This is a genomic window from Leifsonia sp. 563 (assembly GCF_040545055.1).
In the GTDB taxonomy this organism is placed as follows: Bacteria; Actinomycetota; Actinomycetes; order Actinomycetales; family Microbacteriaceae; genus Leifsonia.
In genome coordinates this window covers 486,400-509,518 of the sequence record NZ_JBEPLE010000002.1, presented here as the reverse complement: position 1 = coordinate 509,518, position 23,119 = coordinate 486,400, and the positions used below count along the sequence as shown (strand labels likewise).

20 protein-coding genes are annotated in these 23,119 nt (G+C 69.9%); 7 read left to right on the top strand and 13 right to left on the bottom strand.

Translation table 11 applies throughout. The annotated features are described in order from the left end of the window. Positions 1-43: 43 nt before the first annotated feature. Together ABIC47_RS09370 and ABIC47_RS09365 are read right to left on the bottom strand one after the other, a co-directional pair. Positions 44-1,465, bottom strand: coding sequence for a phosphomannomutase/phosphoglucomutase (locus ABIC47_RS09370; RefSeq protein ID WP_354479683.1), 1,422 nt, complete (start codon positions 1,463-1,465; stop codon positions 44-46). Positions 1,466-1,530: 65 nt separating this feature from the next. Then, positions 1,531-1,740, bottom strand: a complete 210-nt coding sequence (locus ABIC47_RS09365; RefSeq protein ID WP_026307082.1) for a DUF3499 family protein — start codon at positions 1,738-1,740, stop codon at positions 1,531-1,533. Positions 1,741-1,782: 42 nt separating this feature from the next. Between ABIC47_RS09365 and ABIC47_RS09360 the strand changes: the two genes are divergently transcribed. Further along, positions 1,783-2,226, top strand: a complete 444-nt coding sequence (locus ABIC47_RS09360; protein ID WP_020075402.1) for a metallopeptidase family protein — start codon at positions 1,783-1,785, stop codon at positions 2,224-2,226. Between the two features lie 41 nt (positions 2,227-2,267). Here ABIC47_RS09360 and ABIC47_RS09355 read toward each other — a convergent pair whose 3' ends face one another. The 4 genes from ABIC47_RS09355 to galE form a co-directional block, all read right to left on the bottom strand. Further along, on the bottom strand, positions 2,268-3,704 hold the full coding sequence (locus ABIC47_RS09355) for a DUF5719 family protein (protein ID WP_354479680.1): 1,437 nt from the start codon (positions 3,702-3,704) through the stop codon (positions 2,268-2,270). Then, the gene (locus ABIC47_RS09350; protein ID WP_354479677.1) at positions 3,697-6,984 is read right to left on the bottom strand and encodes a glycosyltransferase; all 3,288 of its coding nucleotides are present in this window, start codon (positions 6,982-6,984) and stop codon (positions 3,697-3,699) included. The genes ABIC47_RS09355 and ABIC47_RS09350 overlap by 8 nt, the downstream gene beginning before the upstream one ends. Positions 6,985-7,057: 73 nt before the next feature. Beyond that, on the bottom strand, positions 7,058-7,381 hold the full coding sequence (locus tag ABIC47_RS09345; RefSeq protein ID WP_018190075.1) for a WhiB family transcriptional regulator: 324 nt from the start codon (positions 7,379-7,381) through the stop codon (positions 7,058-7,060). 186 nt (positions 7,382-7,567) lie between these two features. Continuing rightward, positions 7,568-8,530, bottom strand: coding sequence for a UDP-glucose 4-epimerase GalE (galE, locus tag ABIC47_RS09340; RefSeq protein ID WP_020075405.1), 963 nt, complete (start codon positions 8,528-8,530; stop codon positions 7,568-7,570). Positions 8,531-8,624: 94 nt separating this feature from the next. Here galE and ABIC47_RS09335 point away from each other — a divergent pair, with 94 nt between their 5' ends. Then, positions 8,625-9,122, top strand: coding sequence for a hypothetical protein (locus ABIC47_RS09335; protein ID WP_354479674.1), 498 nt, complete (start codon positions 8,625-8,627; stop codon positions 9,120-9,122). Positions 9,123-9,227: 105 nt separating this feature from the next. On the opposite strand, the gene ABIC47_RS09330 is transcribed toward ABIC47_RS09335, so the two are convergent. From ABIC47_RS09330 to ABIC47_RS09315, 4 genes are all read right to left on the bottom strand, one after another. Continuing rightward, positions 9,228-9,662, bottom strand: coding sequence for a hypothetical protein (locus ABIC47_RS09330; protein ID WP_354479671.1), 435 nt, complete (start codon positions 9,660-9,662; stop codon positions 9,228-9,230). A 163-nt stretch (positions 9,663-9,825) separates the two neighbouring features. Next, entirely contained in the window at positions 9,826-10,239 is a 414-nt protein-coding gene (locus tag ABIC47_RS09325) for a hypothetical protein (protein WP_354479669.1), read from the bottom strand. After that, positions 10,227-11,438: a hypothetical protein gene (locus ABIC47_RS09320; protein ID WP_354479666.1), complete on the bottom strand. Its 1,212-nt coding sequence runs from the start codon at positions 11,436-11,438 to the stop codon at positions 10,227-10,229. Before ABIC47_RS09320 ends, ABIC47_RS09325 begins: the two co-directional genes overlap by 13 nt. A gap of 132 nt (positions 11,439-11,570) precedes the next feature. Then, positions 11,571-12,749 carry an acyl-CoA dehydrogenase family protein gene (locus ABIC47_RS09315; protein WP_354479664.1) on the bottom strand — a complete coding sequence of 393 codons (1,179 nt, stop codon included), beginning with the start codon at positions 12,747-12,749 and terminating at the stop codon, positions 11,571-11,573. Between the two features lie 115 nt (positions 12,750-12,864). Between ABIC47_RS09315 and manA the strand changes: the two genes are divergently transcribed. Genes manA through ABIC47_RS09300 form a run of 3 tightly spaced genes read left to right on the top strand, consistent with a single transcriptional unit; the run spans position 12,865 to position 16,708 of the window. After that, the gene (gene manA, locus ABIC47_RS09310) at positions 12,865-14,022 is read left to right on the top strand and encodes a mannose-6-phosphate isomerase, class I (RefSeq protein WP_354479661.1); all 1,158 of its coding nucleotides are present in this window, start codon (positions 12,865-12,867) and stop codon (positions 14,020-14,022) included. Positions 14,023-14,065: 43 nt separating this feature from the next. Beyond that, on the top strand, positions 14,066-15,409 hold the full coding sequence (locus ABIC47_RS09305) for an O-antigen ligase family protein (protein WP_354479658.1): 1,344 nt from the start codon (positions 14,066-14,068) through the stop codon (positions 15,407-15,409). A 9-nt stretch (positions 15,410-15,418) separates the two neighbouring features. Beyond that, positions 15,419-16,708 (top strand): O-antigen ligase family protein, encoded by a 1,290-nt coding sequence (locus ABIC47_RS09300; RefSeq protein ID WP_089874819.1) that lies wholly within the window; start codon positions 15,419-15,421, stop codon positions 16,706-16,708. Between the two features lie 34 nt (positions 16,709-16,742). Here ABIC47_RS09300 and ABIC47_RS09295 read toward each other — a convergent pair whose 3' ends face one another. From ABIC47_RS09295 to ABIC47_RS09285, 3 genes are read right to left on the bottom strand one after another with little or no spacing between them, the layout of a single operon-like run. Further along, entirely contained in the window at positions 16,743-17,144 is a 402-nt protein-coding gene (locus ABIC47_RS09295; protein ID WP_020075415.1) for a DUF2304 domain-containing protein, read from the bottom strand. Further along, positions 17,141-17,878: a glycosyltransferase family 2 protein gene (locus ABIC47_RS09290; RefSeq protein ID WP_020075416.1), complete on the bottom strand. Its 738-nt coding sequence runs from the start codon at positions 17,876-17,878 to the stop codon at positions 17,141-17,143. The genes ABIC47_RS09295 and ABIC47_RS09290 overlap by 4 nt, the downstream gene beginning before the upstream one ends. Before the next feature lie 52 nt (positions 17,879-17,930). Next, the gene (locus ABIC47_RS09285) at positions 17,931-18,818 is read right to left on the bottom strand and encodes a glycosyltransferase family 2 protein (protein WP_020075417.1); all 888 of its coding nucleotides are present in this window, start codon (positions 18,816-18,818) and stop codon (positions 17,931-17,933) included. 212 nt (positions 18,819-19,030) lie between these two features. Between ABIC47_RS09285 and ABIC47_RS09280 the strand changes: the two genes are divergently transcribed. Both ABIC47_RS09280 and ABIC47_RS09275 read left to right on the top strand, forming a co-directional pair. Next, positions 19,031-20,233 (top strand): polysaccharide biosynthesis protein, encoded by a 1,203-nt coding sequence (locus ABIC47_RS09280; RefSeq protein WP_354479652.1) that lies wholly within the window; start codon positions 19,031-19,033, stop codon positions 20,231-20,233. Between the two features lie 180 nt (positions 20,234-20,413). Next, positions 20,414-21,961 carry a DUF2142 domain-containing protein gene (locus ABIC47_RS09275; protein WP_354479649.1) on the top strand — a complete coding sequence of 516 codons (1,548 nt, stop codon included), beginning with the start codon at positions 20,414-20,416 and terminating at the stop codon, positions 21,959-21,961. Positions 21,962-23,119 lie beyond the last annotated feature (1,158 nt).

Below are 23,119 nucleotides of genomic sequence, written 5' to 3'. Positions count from 1 at the left end.
TCTATTGTGGCATGCCCTCCCCGCTGCGTCCCGGGGATGACGCTCAGGCGCGGATGAGCGCGAGCACCTCGTCGCGGATGCGCGCCATCGTCGCCTGGTCGGCCGCCTCGACGTTCAGTCGGAGGAGCGGCTCGGTGTTGGACGGGCGCACCGAGAACCACCAGAACGGCTCGTCCTGCCCGACCCGGCCGGTGACCGTGAGCCCGTCGAGCTCGTCGAAGTCGGCGCGCGGCGTGAACGCCTCCACGATGCGGGTGAAGGCGGCGGGCACGTCGGCGACGGTGGAGTTGATCTCCCCCGACATCGCGTACGGCGTGTACCGGGCGGACAGCTCGGACAGCGGGCGGTCCTGCGCGCCGAACTCGGCGAGGAGGTGCATCGCCGCGAGCATCCCGTTGTCGGCGCTCCAGAAGTCGCGGAAGTAGTAGTGCGCCGAGTGCTCGCCACCGAACACGGCGCCGGAGCGGCGCATCGCATCCTTGATCAGGGTGTGGCCGACGCGGGTCCGCAGCGGGACAGCCCCCGCGGCCTCGATCGTCTCGGGGACGATGTTCGACGTGATGAGGTTGTGGATGACGGTGATCTCCGCGTCCGGATCCTCTGCTCGTGCCCGCGCGATCTCCCGCAGGGCGACGATCGCGGCAACTGCGGACGGCGTGACGGCCGAACCGCGCTCGTCCACGACGAAGCAGCGATCGGCGTCGCCGTCGAAGGCGAGACCGAGGTCGGCGCCGTGCTCGACGACCGCGCGCTGCAGGTCGACGATGTTCTTCGGCTCCAGCGGGTTGGCCTCGTGGTTGGGGAACGTCCCGTCGAGCTCGAAGTACAGCGGGATGACGGTGATGGGCAGCGCGGGGAGCCCGGCGGCCTCTCCGAGCACGGCCGGAACGGTCAGGCCGCCCATCCCGTTGCCCGCGTCGACGACGACCGTGATCGGCCGGATGCCGCTCAGGTCGACGAGCGAGCGCAGGTAGGCGGCGTAGCGCTCGAGCACATCCTCCTCGCGGAAGGTCCCCGGGCGGTCGACGGCCGGGATCCCGTCGTGCAGGTACTCGGCGGCACGGTCGCGCACCGCGCCGAGGCCGGTGTCCATGCTGAGGCCCTGGGCGCCGGCACGGGAGAGCTTGATGCCGTTGTAGGTCGCGGGGTTGTGGCTCGCGGTGAACATCGCGGCGGGCGCCTGCAGGTAGCCGGAGGCGAAATACGACTCGTCGGTGGAGCACAGCCCGATCGACACGACGTCGGCACCGCGCGCCTGTGCGCCGCGGGCGAAGGCGGCGGCGAAAGCCGGAGAGGAGTCGCGCATGTCGTGGCCGACGATGACGTCGGTCCCCGCGGCCTGGACCTCGTCGACGAACGCCGCGGCGATGGCCTCGACGACCTCCTCCGTGAGGTCCTTCCCGACCAGTCCACGGATGTCGTAGGTCTTGACGACGGACTGCAGACGCGGGTCGGTGATGCTCATGGCCCTAACCTATCGCGACGGCCGCCCTGGATGCCGGAGCCGGGCGCCGGAGTCAGGCGCCGGAGTCAGGCGTCGGCGACGCTGACGTGCCGGACGATCTGCCAGCCCTGCGGTGCGGACAGCCGCTCGGCGTGGATGGCGCACAGGTCGTACGAGTGCGGCTCGTGCTTCAGGCTCAGCGGTCCGAGCACGGCCATCGAGTCGGCGTAGACGTAGGTGAGCGTCTGAACGGCATCGCGAGGACACGCGACACGGGAACAGGGACGGCTCAACATCGGGCTCAGACTACCCGACGGCGGCCGACGTAGGATGGCGACATGCCCCGCAACCGCCGCACCAGCAGTCAGACCCCGGCGACCAGCCGCTGGCGGAGCAGGCACGGCCGAGGCGCGCGGGGTCCGGTGACCGGCCCGCACCTGCCGATGCTGCAGAACCGGATCGACTTCTTCGACATGACCGTCGCATCCACCGCCGACTACCTCAAGGGCGTCTGGCCGGAGGAGCTGGCGAACGTGCACTTCGAGGTCGCTGCGACTCCGATCGGCAACTCGGGCGCCGACGGCGTCGACCGCTGGCGGGTGGATGCGGCCCACCGGCGCATCGTGCTCTACCGGGTGCCCATCCAGCGCCTGACCAAGCTGCACCACGACGACGAGCTGCACCGGCGCATGTACATCGAGGGATGCGTCTTCCGCGCGGTCGCCGAGCTGCTCGGCAAGGACCCGTGGGACCTCGCCCCCGACCGCTACCGGCACTTCTGATCCGGCACGTCTGATCGGCGAGGGGCAATCCGCCCCTCCGGTCAGTTCGGGTAGACCGTGATAGGTGCGGCGAGCGGACCGGGCGGAGTGAGCGCGAAGCTGCTCGCGCGGCCGTCCGCGGCGAAGCTGATGCTGCCGCGCAGGCCGTCCGCGCCCGTGATGCGGTAGCTGTCCGGTGCGACGCGGAGCAGCGCGCCTCCCTCGGCCGGGACCGTCAGCGTCGCGGGCTTGCTGCCGGGCGCGAGCCCCTGCACCGTGACCGTCTTGTCGGCCTCGCCCGAGTTCGCGAAGTGGAAAGTCGCGGCGCCGTCGGTCGGGACGGCCGCGAGGAGATCCTTCTGAAGCGGCTGAGCCGACGAGAACCAGGTGAAGTCGCGCGTCCTGGTCCCGATGACCGAGGTGCGGACCGCGGCGACGACGGGGACGTTGGCATTCACGGTGACCGTGTAGTTGCCGTCCTTGAGGTGGTCGAGCGGGACCTCGGCGACCGTTCCTGCCTTCACAGTGGTCGCGTAGGAGTCGCCCGCGGCCGTGCCGGCCTCGCCGACGGCGCCGATCGTGATCTGGGCGTCGGTGTCGCCGGGAACGAGGAGACGGACGACCGGGTAGGTGAACCCGACGCCCTCCGCCGACTGCTCCGCCTGGACCGCCGCCATCGAGGCGATCGTGACCCCTGGGATGATCTGCTGGCGTGCCGGGGCACCGGTCGGCCCGGCGAGCTCGGCTCCGCGCGGCTGGATGCCCTGCTCGAAGCTCTGCTGCAGCGATGCGGCGACCTCGCCGCCGGTCGTCTGGACACGGACGACCGGTGCTGATGCCGACGGGACGAGCCCCGCGAGCGGGACGACCTTCTGGGAACCGGCCGGGACCAGGATGCCGGCGGCACCCGGTGCGCTGACCGGGCCCGTCTCGGTGTACAGCGTCAGGTCGACCGTTGCGTCGACCTCGCTCGCGTTCGAGAGCATCACGAGGCTCGTCTGGCCGAGGGAGGTCGAGCCGGCCGCGAGCCAGGTGTCGGCGCTCGGCTCGGCGCAGGCTGCGGCGGCGAGCCCGAAGAGGTCGTCCGCGGCGGCCGTCTGAGATTGGGCGGCGGCGAACAGCGGAGGTTTGGTGGCGCCCTGCGGAGTGGACACGGTCGCCACCAGGGGCGACTCGTCCGACGAGGACGTGTCGGCATCCGATTTCAGGGTGCTGGTGCTCACCTCTGCGTCCTCCGCGTGGGAGGTGTAGGTCGGAGCGCCGACAGCACTCGGGCGGGTCGCCTCCCCCGCGTCGGCCGCCAGCTGCAGGAGCGGTCCGGGGCAGATGCGCTGCTGATCCGCGGGGACGGGCGTCACAACCTGGGCGGGTGCTCCGATCGCGAAGTCGGGAAGGGGGAGCAGGGTGGCTCCGGCGACCGCCACGACGGCGATGCCGACGCCCACCAAGCCGCCGACGGCGCGTGCACCGATACGGGCGATGCCTCTGCGGTCAGCCACGGTCGCCTCCCTCGAAGCTGCGTCGGGGTCGGATGATGGTCTCCTCCAGTCCGTCTTCGAGCGTCGTCGGCGACGGCGGCGTCGTCACGCGCTCCGTTTCCCGCTCGAAGGGGCGATCGGTGTCGTCGCTGCCCATGTCCACGGCCTCATCGCGGCTCGGTTCCGGATCCCCGTCCGACGCGGGCGGCAGCTCGGGCTCAGGCTCCGCGACCGGCTCGTTCTGCGCGACCGGCTCGCTGTCCGCGACCGGCTCGACCTCCGCGACCGGCTCGCCGTCCGCTACCGGCTCGACCTCGGGCACGTCCTCCTCCTCGGCGGACTCCACGATCGCCTCGTCGTCGGGCTCGGCCTCGTACTCATCCAGGCTCTCGTCCGCCACGCTGTCGGCGGCGGCCGGCTTCTCCGGCTCGTCGTCGGGCTCGACAGCGGCCTCCTCGCGGCGTCGACGGTCGGGCCGGCGGGCGGAGAGCTCGGAGATGCGGTCCGCGGACCGGGTGGTCGGGATGGCCATCAGCACCGTGAGGCCGATGACGATGCCCTGCACGAGAAGCACGATGACGCGCCAGATACCTCCGGCGTCCGCGGGGATCTGCGCGGCGGCCGGGACATCGGACGTTCCGCGATCGAACGCCCAGAGCCGGCCAGTGGAGGTGACGCCCACCGGCGCGAGAAGCGGGTTCGCATCCATCGCCACGGCCGCGCGGGTCCGTGTGGCGTCCCCCTCTGTAGCGTCCTGCCCCGGCAGAGCGGTCTGCGGAGGCGTCAGCAGTACGAAGTCGATGCCGAGGCGCTTCAGCTCTGCCGAGGCGTCGTATCCACTGCGGGAGGAGAGGTTGCCAGCCAGCTGTGCCAGCGCCCGCTGGTCGGCCGTGAGCGTGCGCTGCGTGTCCGCGAGCGTCGACTGGTCGTCGAGGGTCTGACCGCTGCCCCGCACGATCTCGGCGCGGATGCCGCCCTCGCCCTGCGGGATGATGCGCAGCGTCCCGGTGCGCGGCTGCGTGGCCGCCTTGGCCGTGACGACGGCGGGCATGGTGCGGCCGTCGCTCTCCGCGACGTCGGCGTGACCGGTGAGGCTGACGATCCCGACCGGCACGACGGCGATCGCGAGCGTCACGATCGCGACCCAGGCCGGATAGACGGCGGCGCGTCCGATGGCGGACAACGCGAGAACGGCGGCGCCGATGAGCCCGAGCCAGTAGAGGCTCACCGCCGTGCCCGGCCAGATCGGGACGACCGTGCCACCGGAGACCGCGACCTGGACGTGGAGGGCGGCGACAGCGGTCAGGAAGCCGACGAGGGCGACCAGGAGGGCGACGATCGCCCGGACCGTACCCCGCAGGAAGAGAGCGAGGATCGCCAGCACGCCGAGCGGCGCCAGCAGGATCGGGACGATCAGGTTGGCCGACGCCGTCGGCAGCTGCAGGGCGGTGGCGAGAGCATGCCAGCCACCGAGGGTGCCGTCCGGGAATCCGAGCGCGAGCTGCCAGGCCGGCGTCTGCCGTGCGTCCAGCGGGACGCCCGGGTCGGCGAAGATCGAGAACCAGGCTCCCCGTGCTCCCTGCTGCGCCACGAGCGGCGCGAACAGCACGAGGGCGGGCAGCGGGATGAACGCGATCCGCGCGGCGCGACGGCCGGCGAAGACCAGGGCTGCGATCCACGCGATGACGAGCGCCGGGATGAGGATCGGGGCGCACGCCGCCGTCGCTGCGGCGAGCAGGGCCGTGGTGGCGCTGGCCGCCCAGGACCGGCGGGCGGCGAGGCCGGCGAAGAACAGCCACGGCAGCAGGATGTGTGCGAGCACCGCCGACGGGCGGCCGCCCTGCAGAGCCACCAGCAAGGTCGGTGCGAACGCGTAGGCGAGGGCGGCGAAGGCGCGCAGCGTCGCGCGGGTCGTCAGCCGTGCGGCCGCGAGCCAGGCGCCGAGCGCCGCGAGCGGCACGGCGAGGATCCAGAGCAGCACGAGGGACTGTGACGGCTGCCAGAACGTGAGCGTCCCCAGGACCGCGAGCACGGCGGAGAACGGGTCCGCGGCGCCGACGAACCCGAGGCTCGTGTCGCGCCACCCGTAGCCGAGATCCGCCCAGAGCTGGCCGACCGACGAATCGAGCGGCAGGAGTCCGCCGCCGGAGAGGGCACCGGAGCCGATGAGGGGGAAGAACAGGGCGACGCCAACCAGGAGCGCGGCGAGCACCGCCCATCCCCCGCCGGTTCCGAAGAAGTCGAGGTCCTGCTTCTCGCCCTGCTGGCGGACCATCGCCGCTTCGCGTTTCAGCGCGCGGGCACGGCGCACCTCGGCGAACGGGATGCGCAGCGGGGCGACGGCGGCCCAGCTCACCTCACGCGCCGCCGCGAGCCGCCTCCGGGCGCTGCTTACCGCGAGGCCGGAGAACGCGACCCGGAACGCAGCCCCGAGCTCACCGCCGACCGAGCCCGGCTCCTTGCGCAGCAGCCGCAGGAGCCCGCGCAGGATGCCGAGCGGCACCAGAGTCAGCCAGTGCAGCGGGACCGCCCATCCCGGGGCGTACACCATCCGGCGATGCAGCTGCGCGCGGCGCCGCTCGCCCGAGAGACGACGGCGCACCGTCCACTTCGACGAGAGATTTGGCCCGGCGACGCCGTCGCCCGCGATGGCGATGCGCGCCTGAGCAACCAGGGTGACGCGGAACCCGGCCAGGCGCGCCCGCGTGCAGAAGTCGAGGCCGTCGTCGACGGTCGGGAGCGCGGGGTCGAAGCCCTCCAGCCGCTCCCAGAGCGCCTGGCGGACGAGCATCCCGGCGCTCGACACGGCCAGGACGTCGCTCAGGCCGTCGTGCTGGGCCTGGTCGAGCTCGTTCTCGACCAGCGGCACGGAGGCGCCGAACGGGGTCATCGCCTCGCCGAACTCGCGGATCAGGGCCGGGTCGTCCCAGTCGACCAGCTTCGGGCCCACCACGGCGACCGAAGGAGACACCTCGAGCGCCGCGAGAAGCGCCTCCAATGCCTCCGGCTCCGGGGCGGTGTCCTGAGCCAGGAGCCAGAGCAGCTGCCCCGAGTCGGACGCGGGAGGGAGGACGCGCACGGCCGTCGCGACCGCGGCGCCGAACGGGAGCTTCTCGGGGACGTTGAGCAGCTGGGTGGGCTGGGCTTCCGAAAGCAGACGAGCGGCGTCGTCGGAGGTCGCACAGTCGACGGCGATCACGGCGTCCGGTCGACGGGTCTGCTCCGCGAGGGCGTCGAGAGTGCGCTGCAGGCGGGGGCCGCCGCTGTGGGCGACGACGATGGCGGTGACTCTCGGATACATCGCCAGTCAGCCTAGGTCGGGCTCGCGCCGATCCCGTCTTTGGGTCGGGCGCGGCGCGGTTTCAGCGAATGAGTCAGCCGGCGCGCTTGCGGAGCTTGCGGCGCTCGCGCTCGGAGAGGCCGCCCCAGATCCCGAACCGCTCGTCGTTGGCGAGAGCGTATTCCAGGCACTGCGACCGCACCTCGCACGAGGTGCAGATGCGCTTCGCGTCGCGGGTCGAGCCGCCCTTCTCGGGGAAGAACGCCTCCGGATCGGTCTGAGCGCACAGAGCGTCGGTCTGCCAGGCCAGCGGGTTGTCTTCTTCGACCTCCGCCGGTCGGACGCCCGGGACCCCGAGGCGGACCGGGTCGATGAACCAGTCGTCGGGTACCCCAGAACGATATTCAGGAACTGGCATATCGGTCTCCCCACCCATGAACTGCTGAAACACGAGATTCCCGCGTTGCCCTAATTACACCGTTGTCATTCGCTCACGTCAAGTCGCGAATCGTAAAGCCTTGACCGCAGGTCGAGAGTTCGCGACGCGCCGGAGAACGACAACAATCCCGACACGCCCGGTCGACCGGGCCTGTCGGGAACGGTGTCAGGACGCCGCCTGGCGTGCTTCCCAGGCGCTGCGCACCATGTCCTCGAGCGAGTGACGCATCCTCCAGTCGAGATCGCGCGCTGCGAGCTCTCCCGATGCCACGATCCTCGCGGGATCCCCTGCGCGTCGAGGCCCCACTTCTGGGGTGAAGGCGATTCCGGTCACCTCGGCCACCGTCGACATGATCTGGCCGACGGAGACGCCGTCGCCGCTCCCCAGGTTGTAGACGGGCTCGATCGCCTCGCCGGCGTCGAGGCGCTTCGCGGCCGCGACGTGCGAGACCGCCAGGTCGGCGACGTGGATGTAGTCACGGACGCAGGTGCCGTCGGGGGTCGGGTAGTCGTTCCCGTTGATGCGAGGGGTGCGGCCGGCGACCAGGGCGTCGAAGACGAGCGGGAACAGGTTGTGCGGGCTGGTGTCGCGCAGCGCCGGGTCACCCGACCCGACCACGTTGAAGTAGCGCAGGGAGGTGTGGCGGAGGCCCGCGGCGACGCCCTGGTCGCGCAGCAGCCACTCGCCGATCAGCTTCGACTCGCCGTAGGGCGACTCGGGGTTCTTGGGCGTCGTCTCGGTGACGATGTCGACATCCGGCGTGCCGTACACCGCGGCGGACGAGCTGAACACGATGGCGTCGACGCCCGCATCCTGCATCGCCGCGAGCAGCACCGCGGTGGCGGTCACGTTCTGCTCGTACGTGTGCAGCGGCCGCTGAACGGACACACCGGCGTACTTGAAGCCGGCGACGTGCACGACGCCGGAGACCGTGTTCTCGGTGAAGATGCGCGACAGCAGCTCGCCGTCGAGGATGGTGCCCCGGTAGAACGGCACATCCGCCGGCACGAACTCCTCGTGACCGCTGGACAGGTCGTCGACGACGACAACGTCGATCCCCTCGTCGCGGAACGCCCGCACGACGTGCGCTCCGATGTAGCCTGCGCCTCCGGTCACCAACCACGCCACGGCGGTCCTCCTGATCGTTCGTTAACGGGATGCCGCCAGACTATCGTCCGCTCGACGGACGCGACGGGGGCCCGCCCCGTCCTACGGTCGGAGCATGCGCACCATCACGGCCGTCCGGGTCTGGCTCGTCGTCTTCGTCGTCGGACTCGTCCTCAGCGGACTGACCGCGTTTCCGCTGGAGGCGGAGGTCCGTTGGGCGTCGCAGGTCCTGCACTCCACTCCGGCGCCCGCGCTGCTGCCCGACCTCGTCCACTGGGTGGACCGCGTCCGCGATGCGCTCACCGACACTGGGACGCGCTACCCCTTCCTCGCCTACGGGACGGACTGGCTCGCGTTCGCGCACCTCGTCATCGCAGTGGCGTTCATCGGGCCGCTGATCGATCCCGTCCGCAACATCTGGGTCATCCGGTTCGGGATGATCGCCTGCGCCGGCGTCATCCCGCTCGCGTTGATCGCGGGTGCTGTGCGCGGTATCCCGATCGGCTGGCAGTTGATCGACATGTCGTTCGGGGTCTTCGGGGTCATCCCTCTGCTGTTCGCCCACCGGCTGACGATGCGGCTGGAGGCCGCGGAGGAGCTCACACGAGGCTAGGCATCCCCCAAGGCTTACCGCTCATTGAGGACATCCGCTCGCTCCATCGCAATGAGCGCTGCCCGCGAGGTTCCTATCCAGACAATCAGGGGCGTTCGTCCTGTCCTACAACTTTCGAAAGAAGCGGCCAGCCGGATTCGGGATAGCTTCGACAACCGCGCGTCCAGCGTCGGTGATCTGGAGCCAGCATGCCCAGTACCAGTCATCCTCGGGACCGTCAGGCTTGTACACCTCGGCCAGGCGATCCATCTGTTCGTCGAGTGTTCCTGTCCACTCCACCCAGCCGCTGTTCTCAAGGTGGTCGGAATCCCGGATCAGTTCGCCGATCCTGAGGTAGCCAGCTTCGGCGAGCGCGCGGACGACACTGAGGACCAGCACGCTTCGGCGTTCCAGGTCATGCTCAAAGAAGCCCGCGTAGTAGTTCGGATTGCCTATCTCAAGCCAGTCATCGTCTGCCTGATGAAGCACCAAATGTGCCAATCCGTCCAGTTCGACGATCAGGCCGCCCGATGTCGCGAAACCTGCATTCTCATTGCTCACCAGTCTCTAAACCGCTCATCGAGCTCTGGGAGCAACGCCTCCGCCTGGCGCCCCTCGTCGGTGATCTCCAGCACGCAGGACCAACCCCACGCGTTCGAGTCCTGTTCCGGCGTGTACACCTGAGAGAGATGCTCAAGCCGGTCATTCACCGTTCCGGGCACGGCTAGATGAGACCCTCGAAAAAGTGGGCATCGGGCGCAGGGAGCGCCTGGACCACCTGTTCACCAGCGTCGGTGAGATCGAGCCAGCACCCGTAGTACCAGTCCTTGTCGTCCTTCACCTCTGGCGTATAGACCTTCTCGAGGCGTTCCATCTTGCCGGCCAAGGTGCCCGGCCACCCCACCCAGTGAAGGCCGGTCTTCGTCGCCGGATTTCGATACTCCAGATCACCAATGCGGATGTAGCCTTCCGCCGCCAAGGCTCTTATTACCGCCAGGAGGCGAGCTTTCCTCTTCGGGATGTCCGATTCGAAGTCGGCTGCGTGGGCGCTGGCGTTACCGATTGGCAACCAATCGTCTTCGGCCAGGTAGAGGACCAGATGTTCCAAAGTGTCCGGCTCGATCTTCACTTTCCCCATCCCTTCGGCAAGTGCACTTTGATTTCCGGGCCTTTAGGCGACTTGATATCGATGGTGAGGCCGCCCGACTTGCTTTCGTCTCGGATTCCGATCTCCGTGCCGTCGGGAAGCCTGCGCTTCTCGCCTTTGTAAGTGCCAACGTCCTCGACGGGTTCGCTGCCGCTAGTGATTTCGTCGTACACGTCGCGGACTTCCTCGGGGGTGTCCACTTCTCGTACGCCGGAGTTCTTGCCTTTTCGGGTTTTCTCCTTGAGGATCGCGCCAACGTCCTCGAACGTTGGCGACTCGTTGAGGTACTGGTCAAACGGCGAGATCGGCCCGATGTGCTGCCGCACACTGCCGTCCAGGTTGTGCGTGCGGTAGTAGATGTCCAGCCGCGCACGCCGGACTCGCTCTTCCGGCGTGTAGAACCGAGATCCGCTCGTGGAACCGGTCATCGTGATGAGGGTGATTGCGGCCATGACGGCCGCTCCCCCGCAAGCTGCGGTCAGGGCGCCGATACTGTAAGCCCCGGTGATCAGCCACTGCGCGATCTGCTGGGCGCTGGCCCCCGGTGCGGGCGCGACCAGAGACGCCGGCTGGACGCTTCCGTTCTGCGGACTTCCTACCCTGGCGCCGCGTGGCGACCGCCGGCGCGACTCGGTGTCGACCAGGTCGTTCTGGAAGAGCCTTTTGGTCGCAGCGTCGAAGGCCCGCAAAGCGAGCAGCCGGTCTTCCAGGTCTCGGATGTCGTTCTCCAGCTGCCCTAGCGCAAGTTCCAACCGGCGATTCGCCACCCCCAACGCCTCGCCCAACGCAGGCACAGCAGACAGCGCAGTCGCTGCCTCGCTGTTGAGCTCGATGAGGCTTTCCGTCGCATCCCGCTGCGCCTTCGTCGCTTTCAGCTGCGCCGTCAGCTCGTCCTCCTTGAGCACACCGAAACGGCTGACCTTCGAGTCTTCCCACCGGTAGGTCTCGAGGTCCTTCTGGAGGGATGTCAGCTGACCCTGTGTCGTCGTCAAAGTCGGCACAATGGCCTGAGAGAACAACGATCCGACTGCCGCATAGCCATTCCCGGACAGCTCGCCGGTGCCCAGAGCGCCCACCAGACGGTGACAGGCGTTCTCCGTGTCTTCCACCATCGACCGAGCAGCCGACAGATTCGCGGAGAGGGCCGTCATCATGCCGCTCGAGTCGGCAGAATCGTAGATCAGGCCCATGCCACCGGCTCTCTCGTGCTATACCCGCCGGCCCCTGTCACCGGGTCGCGCGAAATCTCGTCGATGTGTCTGAGCGAGACTAGCGAGCCGAGCGCCCCGGCCGCTGATTGAGGACAGCAGCCGCCGAGGAGCTCAGACGAACGCCGCTTGCCCCGTGATCGCGCGGCCGACGATGAGCGTGTTCATCTCGCGCGTGCCCTCGTAGGAGTAGAGGGCTTCGGCATCCGCGAAGAAGCGGGCGACGTCGTAGTCGAGCACGATGCCGTTTCCGCCGAGGGCCTCGCGACACCAGGCGACCGTCTCGCGCATCCGCGCCGTTGCGAAGGCCTTCGCCAGGGCCGAGTGCTCGTCGCGCTGCTCGCCGTCGTCGAGCATCTGCGAGACGCGGGTGCACAGGCCGATCGAGGCCGTGATGTTGCCGATCGACTTGACCAGGAGGTCCTGGATGAGCTGGTGGGAGGCGATCGGCTTGCCGAACTGGACGCGCTCCTTCGTGTAGCGCAGGGCGGCCTCGTAGGCGCCGACCGCGACGCCCACGGCCGCCCAGGCGACCTCGGCGCGGGTGAGGCGGAGCACCCGGGCGGTGTCCTTGAAGCTGTTCGCGTTCTGCAGGCGGAACGACTCGGGGACGACGACGTTCTCGAGCGTGATGTCGGCGTTCTGCACGATCCGGAGGGACTGCTTCCCCTCGATCTTTGTGGCCGTGTAGCCCGGCGTCGAGGTGGGGACGATGAAACCCTTGACCTGGCCGTCCTCCGCGCTCTTCGCCCAGATCACGGTGATGTGGCTGAACGTGGCGTTGCCGATCCAGCGCTTGGAGCCGTTCAGCACCCAGTTGTCGCCGTCTCGGGTCGCCACGGTCTTGAGGCCTTGCGCCGAGTCGGAGCCGGAGGTCGGCTCCGTGAGGCCGAAGGCGCCGAGCACCTCGCCGCTCGCCAGCTTCGGCAGCCACTCGGCGCGCTGCTCGTCCGAGCCGCAGACGCCGATCGCGCCGAGGGCGAGACCGTTCTGCACGCCGACGTAGGTGCTCACCGAGGCGTCCACCCGTGCCAGCTCCAGAGCGACCCAGCCACGGAACACGGCGGAGTTCTCGAACGGAGCGGTCTCCGGGAATCCGAGTCCGATGGCGCCGTTCCTGTGCAGGACGTCGATGATCTGGTGCGGAAACTCCGCCTTCTCCCAGTACTCGTTGACGATCGGCTTCACCTCGGACTCCAGCTGCGCGCGCAGCGTGGTGATGAAGTCCTTCTCGCGGTCGGAGAGGAGGTTCTCGAAGCCGTAGAAGTCGCCGGCGATGGTCTCGAAGGGCATGTCTGCTCCATTGCGTCCACAGGGATGGTCGGGCCGCCGTCAGCCTAAGGAACGCGCGCGGCGCGGACAAAGCGATTGGTAGTTTGGTCCAACGGAACGAAAGGGATGGCGACGGATGTTTGTGCGCATCGGCAACACCCCACGCGACTACGCGTGGGGCTCCACGACCGCGATCGCGGGCCTCCTCGGCACGGAGCCGAGCGGCGGACCGGAGGCGGAGCTGTGGCTCGGTGCGCATCCCGGCTCCCCCGCCCGGGTGCTCGACCCGGCCCTCGCCGGCGGCGCGCAGGATCTGGCCGCCTGGGAGCGCACGAGCGACCTCCCGTACCTGCTGAAGGTGCTGGCCGCTGCAGGGCCGCTGTCGCTGCAGGCGCATCCCTCGCCCGAGCAGGCCCGCGCCGGTTTCGAGCGGGAGAACGCGGCAGGGCTCGCGCCCGACTCTCCTGAGCGCAATTACAAGGACCCGTTCCACAAGCCGGAGCTCATCTTCGCGCTGAGCGATCCCTTCGAGGCCCTGTGCGGGTTCCGTGACCCCGAGGAGTCGCGCCAGGCCTTCGAGCGCCTCGCGGCCGCCACCCCCGGCGGCGCAGTGCTCGCCGGATTCGCCCGCACCCTCGTCGGCGAGCCCGGCGCCGTCCTGCGGCGTGCGACAGAATGGCTGCTCGGCGAGGACCCGGAAGTCGACCTGCTCGTCGCGGAGGTGGTCCGCGCGGCGCGCGCCCTGCCGGACGACCGCGACGCCGACACGGTGCGGATGCTCGACGAGGCCTTCCCGGGCGACCCGGGGATCGTCCTCGCCCTGCTGCTCAACCGTGCGACCCTGCGCCCGGGCCAGGTGCTCTACCTGCCCGCGGGCAACATCCACGCCTACCTCCGCGGTCTCGGCATCGAGCTGATGGCGGCGTCCGACAACGTTCTCCGCGGCGGACTGACCCGCAAGCGCATCGACGTGCCCGAGCTGGTGAGCGTGCTCGACTTCACGCCGATCGAGGCCACTCCGCTCGCCCCGGAGCACCCGGCCGCCGGCGTGGAGACCTTCCGGACGGATGTGCCCGACTTCGCCCTGGAGCACATCGTCGTCGACGACGGAGGACCCACGACGGTCCGCCTCCCCGGCACCGCCATCGCCCTCGTCACCGACGGAGAGGTGGAGCTGAGCGGCGCGAACGACACGGTGACGCTCGCCCGCGGCGAGTCGGCGGTCGTCGTCGACGAGACCGAGCTCACGGCCAGCGGTCACGGCACGGTGTTCGTCGCGCACCCGAACTCCTGAGCCGCCGACGGGATCGCGTGGCGCGGTCGGCTATCCTTCCCAGGTGACATCGCCCCGCGCCACGCTCCCCGCTCGCATCGCCGTCGCGCGCACCGCGACCGGCACGGCGGAGAACGCGTTCGCCGCGCTCGTGCTGTTCACCCTGTTCGCCGGCGACTTCTGGCGCAACACGATCAGCTGGCCGGGGTACTTCGTCCTCGCCGGCGTGCTCGGCGTCGGCAGCGCAGTGCTCATCGTGCGGTCGCGGCCGCGCTTCCACTGGCGGACCACGCCGAAGACGCTGGTGCTGTTCCTGGTTCTGGCGATCGCATCCATCGCGTGGTCGGCGTACCCGGGGGCGAGCGCGCTCGGCGTCGTCTCGACGCTCGTCACGACGCTCGCCGGCGTCTTCCTCGGCGTGCGGCTGGGCTGGCCGGGTCTGCTCAGCGCTCTCGGCAACGCGTTCCGCTGGATCCTGGGCCTCTCGCTGGTCTTCGAACTCGTCGTCGCCCTCTTCGTTCGGCAGCCGGTGCTCCCCCTGACCCCGGTGTACGCGGTGCCGGAGGGGAAGCTCCCCCAGGCGTTCTACTGGAGCCGCGACCTGCTCTTCCACGGCGGCCCGATCCAGGGCATCGTCGGCAACAGCAACCTGCTCGCCATGATCGCGCTGCTGGCCATCGTGGTGTTCGCCATCCAGGTCGCCGACCGGACAACACGCCACGGCTCGGCGCTGGGCTGGCTGATCGTGGCGGTGCTGACCCTCGCCCTGACCCGCTCCGCGACGGTCATCGCCGCCGCGCTGGTCACCGCCGTCGTGCTGGCGTTCGCGCTGTGGGGCCGCCGTGCCGGCGCCGAACGACGGGGTCCCGTCTACCTGGTGGCGATCGTCGTGGTGGCGGCCGTGATCGTCGGCGTCTCGCTGTTCTCCTCGCGCATCCCGGCTCTGTTCGGGAAGAGCGAGGACCTCACCGGGCGTCTCGACATCTGGGCGGCGGTCACACGTCTGGCCCAGGAACGCTCCGCCTTCGGGTGGGGATGGGTCAGCTACTGGGCGCCGTGGGTGAAGCCCTTCGACGGGCTGGCCACCCGCAACGGCGTCGAATACCTGCAGGCGCACAACGCCTGGCTCGACGTGTGGCTGCAGCTCGGAATCGTGGGGCTCGTCGTCTTCATCCTGCTGGTCCTCACCACGTTCGGACGCGCCTGGTTCCTCGCGGTGGACCGCCCCCGCTCCACGATCGTCGACGACCAGCCGTACCGCGCGGTCGCGCTGCTCCCTCTGCTGCTCCTCGGTGCTCTGATCGCTCAGAGTTTCGCCGAGAGCCGCATCCTGATCGAAGGCGGCTGGGCTCTCCTCGTGGCGCTCTCGGTGGCCACCAAGCGGGCCGCGAACCTGACGGCCCCGTAGTCTGTGAGCATGGCAACGCCCCGTCGAACCCTGGTGCCGCCCGCGGCCATCGAGTTCCTCGGTTCCGCCCGTTTCACCTCGACGCTCGCCCTGCTGGCGGTGATCACCGGGTTCTCGACGCACGCCATCCGCGGTCTGATCGGCTGGCCGGGCCTGATCGGCGCTCTGGCGGTGCTTGTGGTGCTCGCGGCCCTGTCGTTCGCTGCGCAGTGGCGGCTGATCGAGTGGCACGGCCTGCTGCCCATCTCGGCCCTGCTGTTCGTCGGATGGTGTGCCGCGTCCATCCTGTGGAGCCAGTACCAGTGGGCGACGCTCACCGGGGTGGTCTACCAGCTGATCTTCGCCTTCCTCGCCGTGTACATCGCCCTCGTTCGCGACGCCATCCAGATCGTCCGCGTCGTCGGCGACGCCCTGCGCTTCCTGCTCACGCTGTCGCTGGCGCTCGAGGTGCTGAGCGGACTGCTGCTGGATGCGCCGATCCGGTTCCTCGGCATCCAGGGCAACATCGCCCTCGGCGGCCCGATCCAGGGGCTGTTCGGCACCCGCAACCAGCTCAGCATCGTGGCCCTGATCGCGTTCGTGACGTTCCTCGTCGAACTCCGCACCCGATCGGTGCGCCCTCCGGTCGCGGCCTACTCGATCACGCTCGCCGGGCTGTGCATCCTGCTCGCCCACTCCCCCGTCATCGCGGCGGTCTCGGTGGTCGTCGGCCTCGCCACCCTCGCGCTCTACCTGCTGCGAAAGGCCCCGACGAACCAGCGCCCCTACTTCCAGTGGGGACTGGCGATCCTCACCGTCGCGGCACTCGTGACGGCTTACATCTACCGCACGCGGGTGATCGACCTGCTCAACGCGCGCTCCGACTTCCAGGTGCGCTACCAGCTGTGGATCCAGATCTGGCAGCTGATCCCGGTGCAGCAGACGGTCGGGTGGGGATGGATCGGCGCGTGGCCGACGGACCTCTACCCGTTCACGGCCATCCAGGCGAACACCGGCGTCTATCACTCGGACGGATTGAACGCGTACCTCGACGTCTACCTCCAGGTCGGCGTGATCGGCCTGCTGCTCTTCGTCGCCCTGATCGCGCTGGCGTTCAGCCGCTCCTGGCTGCTCGCCTCCAACCGCCGCAGCGTGGTCTACGCCTGGGCGCCGCTCGTGCTCGTCGCGCTGCTGGTCACGAGCGTCTTCGAGAGCTCGATCCTGGTCGAGTCCGGCTGGATGGTGCTCGTCATCTGCACGGTCAAGGCGTCGCAGGGGATGAGCTGGCGCCTCCGTCTGCCGCATCGCGACGCGAGCTGAGCCCGCAGCGCGAGCGTGCCCCCCGCGTCGGAGGTCAAGCCGCGGGAGGCGTGCCCGCGTCCGACGCGCGATCGTCGTCGGCGCCGAGCCGACGTTCGAGCTCTTTGACGCGCAGCTGCAGCAGCACCGTCTGCTCGGCGAGCGACCGGGTCTTGTCCTCGAGGGTCGTGAGCTCGGCGCTCGCCTGGATGCAGACCAGGAACAGCACGGCGATGCTGACGAAGAACACGAGGTTCGTGCCGACCCCGACACCCAGGAGTTCGGCCGTCCAGTTCAGGATGCCCGGGAACACGCCGATGATGAGCGCCAGCGTGCCGGCGAGCAGCCACCAGATGGCGTGCCGTTCGCGCATCCTCTTGCGGCGCATCATCTCGATGACGACACCCAGGGTGAGCAGTGCGGCGAGGATGCCGAGGATGTAGGCGGTGAGACTCACGACGCGTTCAGCTGCCTCTCGGCGGGGGCGATCGGGCGGAAGAGGGCGAAACCGAGAGCGAGGAAGGCACGGCCGAGGTAGGTCGCGGCCTTGAGCGGGTTGTGCGACGGGACGCCCGCGGCTCGCGGCCGCATGATCACCGGCACCTGCACGATGCGGCAGCCGGCGCGAGCCGCGATCACGAGCGCCTCGATGGTGTCGCCGAGGTACTCCGCAGGGTAGTTGCGGGCGAAGAGGGCGACGGCGCGCGGACCGCTCGCCTTGAACCCGGACGTGGTGTCGCTGAGCGTGGTGCCGGCCGTGCGGCTCAGGGTGCGCGACAGCATCCGCATCGCCCACTTGCGCGGGCCGCGGACCGTGTAGTCGCCGGCGCCGGCGAAGCGGGCGCCGATCGCCAGGTCCGCGTTCTCGAGCGCCGCGAGCAGTGCGGGGACGTTGCCCGGGTCGTGCTGGCCGTCCGCGTCGATCTGGATGACGTTGCTGAAGCCGTGCTCCAGCGCGTACTTGAAGCCGAAGCGCATCGCGCCGCCGACCCCCATGTTGAACGGGAGCCGCGCCACCTCGGCACCGGCCTCGGCCGCGACGACGCTGGTCGTGTCGGCCGATCCGTCATCGACGACGAGCACGCTCACGCCGGGCAGCTTCTCGGCGATCTCGTGGACGACGGCACCGACGGAGGCCTCCTCGTTGAAGGCGGGCACGACGATCAGCGTCTGTGCGAGCGAGGTGGGCATGATGAGGGATTCTAGCAGTCGGGGGTGTCCGGAATCGTCGAAGGCGGCGCCGTCACCAGCCGCGGAAGACGTGCGTGAGCAGCGAGCGGATGCCGGCACCGTCGCGTGTGGAGAGGGCCGCCGGGAGCCGGGTGGCGGCATTCAGCCGACTGGAGACGTGCGCGGAAGCCACCCGCGCGGCGCTCCGCCAGCCGCGTGCGCGGAGTCGTCGCTTGACGTCGAGGAAGAATGCGCGCTCCTCGTCGAAACGGGTCCCGTCCTGCGCCGTCCACGAAGAGACGCTGCCCTCGTGCCTGCGGTAGCAGAAGGTGTGCTCGGGGAGGAGGACGAGGTCGCCGCCGTCGAGCACGATGTCGAGCTGCAGAGCGAGGTCGAGCACGACGTCGAATGACGCGTCGAACCCGTACTCGCGCACGGTGTCGGTCCGCCAGCAGATCGAGGGGAAGTACGTCCAGTTGCCACGCAGGAGGCTCACGGCGAGCCGCTGCCCGGTCAGGACGGTCGCCTCGCGTCGGCGCGGCCGGTACCAGGACTTGACCCGGTCGGCGAGGGGCATCGCCGCCGCTCCGTCGTCGTCGATCACTGTCACGCCGGGCTGCAGGTAGGCGGCTCCCGGATGCGTCTCGATGGCCGCGAGCATGGACGCCACGTACCCGGGCTCCATCAGGTCGTCGCAACCCATCAGCACGAAGTAGTCGGCACCGACGAGCCGGACGCACTTGGAGAAGTTGCCGTTGACCCCGAGGTTCACCTCGTTCCGGACGTACTCCACCCGGGGATCGCCGAGCGATGCGACCCATTCGCCCGGCGCGGTGTCGGGATAGACGTCGTCGACGACGACCAGTCGCCACCGCGGGTCGGTCTGCGCCAGGACGCTCTCCACGGCGGCGCGGAACAGGCCCGGGTCACCGTAGAACGGCATCATGATGTCGATCGTCACTGCGTAATGGCTTTCGTCGTAGGGTAAGCGTGCCGCGCGCCGCGGTCGACCTCCATCCTTTCATGTGCTCAGGGGAGCCACCCATCACCGCTTTCGAACCGCTGAACGAACCCATACCCGATCCCGAGGAGCCGGGGGCCCCCCGATCCGCCCGGTCGTCGGTCGTCCTGATCCTCGCCGCGACCGCGATCTCGGGGGTTGCGGGGTACGTGGTGACCTGGCGCGTCTACACGGAGGCGGGCGCCGCGGGCTACGGCGTCTTCTCGGTGTTCTGGTCCGCGCTCTTCCTCGTGGTGGGCGTGCTGTTCGGGCTCCAGCAGGAGGCGACGCGGGCGACGGCACATACGGAGAGGGAGCGCGCCGCGAACACAGAGCGGCATGCCACGGTATCCGCCGCTCGCACGCGCTCGACGTCCCTCTGGATCTTCGCCGCGGCCGCGGCGCTGCTGGTGGGTCTGCTGGTGCTCGCGACGAGCCCGCTCTGGGCGGTCCCGAGCCTGGGCGCCCAGAACGCCGGGCTGGCCTGGTTCGTGGCGGCGGGGGCTGCGCTGAACTGCGTCGTCGCGGCGGCATCCGGCGTCATGGCGGGGAGCGGGATGTGGCGCCAGCTGGCCGCCACCGTCGCGCTGGACGGCATCCTCCGGGTGGTCGGCGTGACCGCCGTCCTGAGCGTGACAGACGACATCGTGCCGCTCGCGATCGCGGTGATCGCGCCCTTCCCGCTGTCTCTCGCGATCGTCTTCCTCAGCGCACCGCGTGCCCTCGTGGCGAACGCACGCGTGCCGATCACCGCTCGCGAGCTGGTCGTCAACACGGGCCGGACGATGCTCGCCGCGTCGGCCACGGCCGTCCTGATCAACGGCTTCCCGCTCGTCCTCTCGTTCTTCGCCGGGCCGGACAACCATGCGCAGCTCGGGTCGCTCGTGCTCGCCGTCACGCTCACGCGGGCGCCGATCCTGGTGCCGCTCACCGCGCTGTCGAGCTTCCTGGTGAGCCGCTTCTCGCACCATCCGGAGCGCACGGGCCGGACGGTCGCGTACCTCCTGCTGCTGATCGCCGCCGTCATCGCCGTGCTCTGCGCGGCGGCCTGGCTGTGGGGTGAGCCGGTGATGCGGTTCGTGTTCGGCCCGCAGTTCGACCTCGACGCCGGCGTGCTCGCCGCTCTGATCGCCTCGTCAGGCCTCATCGGAGGTCTTTTCGTGAGCGGCTCGGCGGTTCTCGCACGCAACCTGCACGGGCTCTACGCCGCGGGCTGGGTGGCGGCGTCGCTCGTCACGCTGGCGCTGCTGTTCCTACCGCTCCCGCTCCCCCAGCGCGCCGCGCTCGCCCTGGCCGCCGGCCCGGCGGTCGGACTCGCCACGCACCTCGTGGCGCTGCGGATGCTGGGCGGATCGCGGTCGACCGCGCTGGCCTGATGGCCTCGGCCGACGGGCGTCGGTGTCGGTCTGTAGCGGGATCGCTAGACGTGCATCCGGGCCGATCATGACGCGATCGCGGGTGTGAATCCCCTATGGTGTTGATGTGCAACCTGGGCGTACGGCGGTGACATGACGGTCCTCCAGCGACGAGCCGGCGGCACGGATGAGACGGATCTCGTGACCGATCGACAGGAACCCGCCGCCCGGACGCGCCTCCCGGTACGCGCCTTCCTTGTGTCGTGGGCCCTCCTGAGCCTTCTCTGCCTCTGCTGGAGCTTCGCCACCCCGATCTCCGGTTCGCCCGACGAGCCCGCCCACATCGTGCGAGCGGCCAGCGTCGTGCGCGGCGAATGGGTCGGCACCCCGAGCCCGGTGGGGAACGTCGTCACCGTTCCCGCCTACATCGCCCGGTCGCAGGCCGTCACGTGCTTCGCCTTCCACCCCGCCGTCGACGCCGACTGCGGCATCCAGGAACCCGCCGACCCGGACGCCGACACGCGGTCGACCACCAGCGCCGGCCTCTATAACCCGCTCTACTACCTCGCCGTCGGATGGCCGACGCTCGTCGTCCACGACACGGGCGGCATCTACGCCATGCGTGCGGTCAGCGCCCTCCTGACGGCGCTGTTCCTGGCCCTCGCCTTCGCGGTCACCACGACGCTGCCGCACCGGCGCCTCGCGATGCTCTCGTACGCCCTGGCGATCACGCCGATGATGCTGTTCCTCGGCGGCACGGTCAACCCGAACAGCCTGGAGGCGGCCGCGACTCTCGCGGTCTTCGTGGCGATGCTCGCGATCGCGTTCGATCGGACCGCCGCCGGATTGCGCTCGAACCTGTGGGTCGTCGGCGCCGGAATCGCCGTGGCGGTGAACGCTCGCGGACTCTCTCCCCTGTGGCTGGTGGTCGCCCTCGGCGTCCCCCTCGTGCTGATCCCCGGGCCACGCCTGCTCGCACTCCTGCGCCGCCCGGCCACGATCGTCACCATGGCGGTCTCCGCGCTCTTCGTCATCGGGGCGCTCGCCTGGACCCTCGGCTCCAACTCGCTGGCCAACGCCATCGTGAAGCCGGATGAGGCTCTCCAGTTCCCGGGCGTCGGCGCGTCCCCGCTGACCGGCTTCCTTCGCGTCCTCACCGGCACAGTGGGCTACGGTCAGGGCCTCGTCGGCCTCTTCGGCTGGCTGGACACTCCGGCGCCGGACGTCGTCGTGTATCTCTACGGCGCGGGGATCGCCGCTTTGGTCGTCGCGGCGCTTCTCGTCCTCCGCGGGCGGCGGCTTCTGGCCTTCGCCATCCTCCTCGCCGCCTTCCTGCTGCTGCCGGCAATCGTGCAGGCTGCCTACATCCACGGCGGGGGCCTCATCTGGCAGGGCCGTTACAACCTGCCGCTGTTCCTCTGCCTCATCGTGGGCGCCGCCGCGTTCCTCGGCCCGCGTGTCGAGCTGGTCGCCCCGACGACCATGCGGCGCCTCATCCTGCTCGTGTCCGTCCTCGCCGTCGGCGCGCAGTGGTGGGCGTTCGAGGCCACATTGCGCCGCTACGCGGTCGGCGGCAACGGCACCATCCGGCTGTTCCTTCTCGGAGATGCGCCGTGGTCACCGCCCGGCGGGAACCTGCTGTGGCTGATCCTGAGCGCGGTGCTGATCGCCGCCTCCGGCGTGCTCCTCGCCGTGGCGACGTGGCCTCGCCGGGAGGCGGAGGTCGCCGTCGCGCCAGCCGTCCGGTGAACGCCGGCCGAGGGCGGCGGACAGGTAGACGGCGATCAGCGCGATGAACAGCGCCAGCAGCGAAAGCCCGTACCGCTCGCTGAGCGGGGTGTAGTAGCCGACCGTCACGCGGGTGAAGAACGCCAGCCCGGGGCCGAGGAGCAGGGTCACAGCGAGGAGGCACGAAGCGAGCACGAGGTTGCGTCCGCCCCAGAACCGATAGCCGACGATCAGTCCGACCAGCGATCCGATGGTGAGCACGACGAGTGCGCTGGAGACGGCGAGCCCGAACGCCCCGGAGAAGCTGACCGGACCGCCGACCGTCGTGAGGAACCGGAACGCCTCCGTGACGAGGGCGCGCGGCGACAGCTCCTGTCGCACGGTGTCGACGCCGGGAGAGGTCGACGGCAGGGTGAGAGCCGCTCGCAGCGCCAGCCAGCCGACCTGCGCGCACAGCGCGAGAATGACCGCCGCGATCGCCGAGAGCGAGCGCCCGTCGGTGAGGATCCGGGCCAGACGGTTGTTCCGCAGCGGGCGGTCTGCGGTCGAGCGCTCGACGATCACTCCCACCAGCAGTGCCAGTCCGACGGCGCCCACCGCCGCCAGGTTCTGGACCTTGAGCAGCACGGCGACGATGGCGGCGACCGGGAACAGCAGGATCGCGGGCCGCCGGCGTCGCCACGCCCACACTCCGAGACAGCCGAGCCAGGCGCCGACGGCCAGCGAGGGCGCGTCCGTGCTGATGTACGTGGTCGACCAGTACGCCGCGGGGGTCGCGATCACCACGAGCCCGGCGACCAGGCCGTAGAGCGGGTCCACGCGGAGCAGCCGGATGAGGAGCCAGACCCCCACGGTCCCGAGCGCGAGCCAGAAAGCCCCCACCAGTCGCCCGGCGTGGACGAGATCCATCCCGGTCCACACGAACGGCTGGGCCAGCGCCCACGTGACGGCGAAATAGACGGGTGTGTAGATATCGGCGCCGGTGTGGCCCGCGTACGGGTAGAGGGAGTCCTTGTCGAAGTCGGTGCCGCGGCACGACTGGACGACGATCGTGTACTCCTGAACGCCCAGGCAGGCCAGCGCCTGCCGTGCGACGTCGCCGGTCTCCTCACCGTTCCGGACGACACCCTCGGTCGGCACCTTGGCCAGGTAGTCGACGTAGACGTACTCGTCGTAGGG